The following is a 3,575-nucleotide window of genomic DNA, read 5'->3' on the forward strand; positions in this document are numbered from 1 at the left end:
TTATGTTACTAGCGTTACCATTAATTGAGCTTTTCGTTCTCTTTTTTCCTTTACAGTTTGCTTTAAAGCAGAAAGGATGGATGACAATCTCGGTGTTAACTGCAGTTTTCGGCTTAGAATTTATTATTGGATGGATTGCTGCTAATCAATACCTTGAAGCATGGATGATTGTTAAAATTGCTTTAGGCATTGGCCTTTTTTGGCTGATGTATAGGAAACAACTGGCAGGCCGATAAAATATATCTAGTGGGTACCATGACAAAGCAAACTAAACTATGAAAGAATTTTACGATCAATTTCCTTGTATGTTAAATGACGTTTACTCCGTTATAATTGAAGATGACGGTAAGGTTGCTTATGCATATTTATTGAAGGAAAATAATGTGATTGGGGATGTGTGGCTTTATAATCAAGCTCAAACTCCTTTAATTGCTAACTGGACCGACAAAAAAGAACTTCCATTTTTAAACTCTAAAGAATTTATTAAGCAGCAAATTGAACCGATTAATGATAGTTATGAAATTGATTTGGAATGGTCGGTATCAAATGATTTAGCGGTTGATAAAGTACTTATTTATATTAGAAAGGAATTGATTGCCAAGTTAACTCCTGGATCAATGCCAGGTTGGTCGGCTGTTGTTGTGAAAGATGGACCTTTAGCTAGAGTATTATGAAATCACTGAAAAAACTTCTCTTTTTAACCTCGTTTTTTTGTTTTCTTTCTTGCCGTTTTATTGACGCTGGATCATTTTCTGGGTGGAATACAATCGTATTTCCTATATCGCCAAAGAAGCTGGATGTCGCAGTAGATCAATTGTTCAAAGAATATCCGAATTATGTAATGCCTGAGAAGTGGAAAAATTATGGCGAAGACTGGATTAAGCAAGGCTATATAAGAAAAAAGATTTTTATTTTCTATTTTGAAAGTGCCCCTGAAGAAATGTACTACGTTTCGCTTGTTGACGCAGGTTATACAGAGCATACGGAATATGTTCGTATCGCTGTCAGGGGTGTTGAAACTGGTAATGGTCATTGGAAGCAGAACAAACAATGTTCTGATGAACAAAGAAAAAGAATAGAGGATAGGTTTAAAAATGAAATCGTTTCAAAACTTGAAACCTATGTAAAAGCAAAATCTTATATCCAAAAATAAGAATGTTAATATAAAAAGCCGAATCCAGATTATTTGGAGATACTCAATTTACCAAGGTTGGTAAGTTGGAAGGTGTTAATAAAAAAGCCGAAATTGGAATAATCATTAGCCCTGATAGTATTTTACATAGAATTCAAAAAGGAATAAATGATTTTGTATATCCTGGATTTGAATAAATATTCGTTTAAATTGGCCTATGAAATTATTTCGTCTGAATGAAAGTTTTACGGTAGAAATTCCAGAGAGCTGGAATGGAGAAAAAGATAATGGCGTTGTCAGTCTTTATAATCAAAAAAATGGAGTTGGGGCTTTGCAATTCTCCTTCTATCAAACCCCAAATGTAATCTCCGTCAGTATAGTTGAGGAGCTTCAAGATTATTTAGAAGATAAATATGAGGAGGTAAACGTGAAATTAGTTAACAACTATGCATATTTTAATGTAACAGATGAAGATGAAACATACTGGCGCTATTGGTTATTCAGGAAATCGAACGATGTTATGTTTGTTTCGTATAACTGTGAGGCTAGTAAAAAAGGTGAAGAGGATGTGATCGTAAATGGAATTATAAAATCAGCAAGCCAGCTTAACTATTAAAATAAAGCGATATGAGGACCAGTGTTTTATTTTTTTTTAGTCTAGCTTTTCTTTTCGTTACGAATACCTATGCCAATAAACTTAGCCCGACGGGTTCTCCTAGGTTTATCAAGCCTACGGACAGTTGTATTGAAAATAGCATTTTTAAATCTAAATACTTTAAAAGTATTCAATATATTCAAGATTATGTAGAAGGGAAAAGAAAGGATAGGAAGGACTTCGGTAAATCTATTGACAATGTGATCAGAAATTCAGGGATTAGAAGTTCAGTTTATTATGGCTATATTTTTAGATACCGAAAAAAAACAGATTTTTATGCGGATAAAATGAAATGGTTGTTGTGGTATGAATCAAATAAATGCAATAACCTGCATTGGAGATAGCTTTACTTAAGGTAAGTAGATGAACTAGTTTCCTGTTTGTGCTGGGCATATTGGTTACATAATAATGCAGTAAATTCTATCCGATGAAAATATTAAAAATATTAATGATTGTTTCTATAGCCATGGTCGCTTGTTCGAAGTCGGATGATAAATTTGGAAGCCAGTTTAAAAAGCTAATTAAATCTCATAGCGATTTAACCAAAAAAACAGCCAAAGGCTATTCTACATTTCGTCTGAGTAGCATCACAGATTTCAAATGGGAAAAATTTTATGTTTTTGATGAATTTCTTACGGATAAAAATATTAGTGACATCATCGGAATTGAATGGAGTGGTCGTACTGTTCCTAGTGGGAATAAAAGGCTATTGTTCATAAATAAGGGGGAAGTCACCAGGTATGTAGATTGGAAATGGATTCTTTTCCTATAACTTTTAATACATGTGAGCCAATAGAACAGGATGAGTACAAAAACAAGATGATGTATTTGCCGTTTTTCAGCATTGTAGTGAGAATGTCAGTTTTTATGAAGTGATACCTGCGCGATGCATCGAGAATTTCTTAAAATTAAAGCAAAGGAATGCCCGTTGAGACTTAATGAATTTATATAATGACAAATAACGAGTTTTTAGATATTATCCAATCGAATATTGATGAACGGAGCTTTCACATTACGCTCGTTAATGGTGGACAGCACCCAGATTTTTCTTACTCTATTGGATTAGCTGAAAAGTTAGGTTTTGAATTGATCGTTGCAGGAGGTGGATTTGTTACTATAAAAGAGAACGAATCGATATTTGAATACATATATCTGCAATTGCAAGCTGGACAATCGGTTGATTCTAAGTTTTCTTTGTCTGAAAATAATGTTTTTTATTTAAGCAAGGTAGACCCATCTTGGTGTAAAAAACTAATGCTAGGTGTTTATGATTATTATAAAGTAAATGAAATCACGGCTTATCAAATTACCCCAGTAGAGAGAACATTGGATATACCATTAATGTCGGAAACATTTATTCCAAATGATCCTATCTGGAAATGGCTTGATATGGATTGGAATATAAAGGCACCAGCAAATTCTTATGTAGTAACTGACTTTGATGCACTGAAAGGCAAAACAATAACCGAACTTACCAGGTGGGAGGATCGTGTCTGGGAAATGTTTTCAGGGCCAGGGCCAGATGTAAAAGAAGAGGTTATAAGAATTGTTCCATTAGGAACAATCTTAGGAATTGACAATACGTTAGGACCAATTGTGAATCTGTGTGTTGGTGAAGGATTGTGGAGAGAATCTCTTGAGTTGAGCTGGAATAAATGGGAATAAAAATTATGAAAGATGATGAACAATTTTTGGATTTAAATTATACCTTAATTAGGAGCCTGTTAGTGGGCGTAAAGCCGAATATTATTGATATAAGTTATTCTGTTGATTTGAATATTGTAGAGA

The 3,575-nt window shown here is 33.7% G+C and carries 6 protein-coding genes; all 6 read left to right on the forward strand.

Annotated elements, in window-relative coordinates; translation table 11 throughout:
* The coding region (locus DBR11_RS25410; protein ID WP_108555379.1) for a hypothetical protein at nucleotides 1-236 on the forward strand (236 nt) is incomplete at its 5' end.
* A gap of 39 nt (nucleotides 237-275) precedes the next feature.
* Nucleotides 276-674, forward strand: a complete 399-nt coding sequence (locus DBR11_RS25415; protein WP_146186662.1) for a hypothetical protein — start codon at nucleotides 276-278, stop codon at nucleotides 672-674.
* Nucleotides 671-1,153: a hypothetical protein gene (locus DBR11_RS25420; protein WP_108555381.1), complete on the forward strand. Its 483-nt coding sequence runs from the start codon at nucleotides 671-673 to the stop codon at nucleotides 1,151-1,153. Before DBR11_RS25415 ends, DBR11_RS25420 begins: the two co-directional genes overlap by 4 nt.
* 196 nt (nucleotides 1,154-1,349) lie before the next feature.
* A complete protein-coding gene (locus DBR11_RS25425; RefSeq protein ID WP_108555382.1) occupies nucleotides 1,350-1,748 on the forward strand; it encodes a hypothetical protein in 399 nt (132 codons plus the stop codon).
* Nucleotides 1,749-2,214: 466 nt separating this feature from the next.
* Nucleotides 2,215-2,559 (forward strand): hypothetical protein, encoded by a 345-nt coding sequence (locus DBR11_RS25435; protein ID WP_108555384.1) that lies wholly within the window; start codon nucleotides 2,215-2,217, stop codon nucleotides 2,557-2,559.
* A 179-nt stretch (nucleotides 2,560-2,738) separates the two neighbouring features.
* Nucleotides 2,739-3,452, forward strand: a complete 714-nt coding sequence (locus tag DBR11_RS25440) for a DUF4262 domain-containing protein (protein ID WP_108555385.1) — start codon at nucleotides 2,739-2,741, stop codon at nucleotides 3,450-3,452.
* Nucleotides 3,453-3,575: the final 123 nt, after the last annotated feature.

It is taken from the genome of Pedobacter sp. HMWF019, assembly GCF_003061025.1.
In the GTDB taxonomy this organism is placed as follows: domain Bacteria; phylum Bacteroidota; class Bacteroidia; order Sphingobacteriales; family Sphingobacteriaceae; genus Pedobacter.